Origin of the sequence: Pseudomonas delhiensis (assembly GCF_900187975.1) — a bacterium.
Taxonomy (GTDB): domain Bacteria; phylum Pseudomonadota; class Gammaproteobacteria; order Pseudomonadales; family Pseudomonadaceae; genus Pseudomonas; species Pseudomonas delhiensis.
On sequence record NZ_FZPC01000080.1, the window covers coordinates 1 to 1,346 of the forward strand.

Genomic DNA, 1,346 nt, shown 5'->3' on the forward strand with positions numbered 1-1,346 from the left:
CAGGCAATGAGACTGACGCCTGGGCCGTACTCCGTATCGTTGGGGTGCTCATCAACGGCGAGGACCGTCTTGGCTCATATGCTGATGAGGTCAAGGCGGGGCGGATAACGCGGAGTAAGGGCTGATAGGTGTCATGGCCAGGGCCGGAGCGATAGGCAAATGGGGGGAGTGAGGCGTATGCATGGATGATCAGCAACTGATCGCGCGACCCAAGCGCTTCTCTGGCCGTTTGGCGTTCGGCACTAAGGATACTAACACCCTGTTCAAGGTCGCCGCCTTCCGGCCGGAGGATGAGGATGGCGCAACCATCCCCGGCGTGACCATCGAGATCGTGCTGCGCACGGGCGTGGCTGCGGATCGCTGCAAGTACACCTTCACCATGTTCCACCTGAGCAACCAGAAGCAGCGGCGCGTCTACCAACTAGAAGTCGTCCCCCAGGACAAGCGTTCGCACAACGGGCCGCCAAGGCTCTACGGCCCGCACGAGCACTACGGCGACGATGGCGATGTGCGACCTGTACAAAATGACCTCTGCTGCACAGACTACAAGCTCTGGCTGGAATTATTCTGTAGCCGCATCTGTCTGACATTGGAGACCGAACTGCCATACCCGTTTGGTGACGATCATGGAATGTAACTGGCTGATCAATAATCTGGGCTTCGAGTGCCGACCCGTGAAAGGCATCACCCATGGGCCGGTGCTAGAGGTCGACACGCCGTTTTCCTTCTCGGATGGAGAGCCGATTGCCTTCTACGTGAAGGAGCACGGAACCGTTCTGGTGCTCAGCGACAATGGCGACACCCTCGCCCACCTGATGAGCATCGGCCTGTCCTCTTCGGACAAGCGCCGCTGGGCCTCGCTGCGCAATCGCTTGGAACTGCATAGCCTGGCGCTGAGCGATGCGGGCGAGATCCTGGCCAGCGGACCGAACCAACAGGCCTCCGATCTGATCGCCCGCTACCTGGCTGGCTTGATGTCCATCGTCGAATACGAGCGCGAGGCGTTGGCGACTCCTTCTGACTGGCATGTGCTGGTCGATGAGGTGGAGATGCTACTGCGGCACTGGCGCCCCACCGAAACACTGTCGCTGCGGCCCAAGGCTCGCGGCCTGTCCCGGCGCGAGCACACTTTCGACTTCCAGTTGGGCAATCTGCTGGTGGACGCAATCAGCCCGAACGCCAATGCGACGGGCGGCGTTATGCGCAAGGCCGGCGACATCCTGAGCAGCCCCTATACCAAGGGCCGGGAGATCATGGTTGTGATCGATGACCGTAAGGACCACGCGAGCGCCCTGATGGAGCGCGACATCATCTCATCGCTGGTGAAGTCCATGCTGTTCACCGAC

Annotated in this window: 2 protein-coding genes; both read left to right on the top strand. The window is 60.7% G+C overall.

Annotated elements, in window-relative coordinates; all coding sequences use genetic code 11:
* The first annotated feature begins 181 nt into the window (after positions 1-181).
* Entirely contained in the window at positions 182-637 is a 456-nt protein-coding gene (locus tag CHC02_RS29790) for a hypothetical protein (RefSeq protein ID WP_089394944.1), read from the top strand.
* Positions 627-1,346: DUF1828 domain-containing protein (locus CHC02_RS29795; protein WP_141137715.1), on the top strand; the 720-nt coding region annotated here is incomplete at its 3' end. The genes CHC02_RS29790 and CHC02_RS29795, both read left to right, overlap by 11 nt.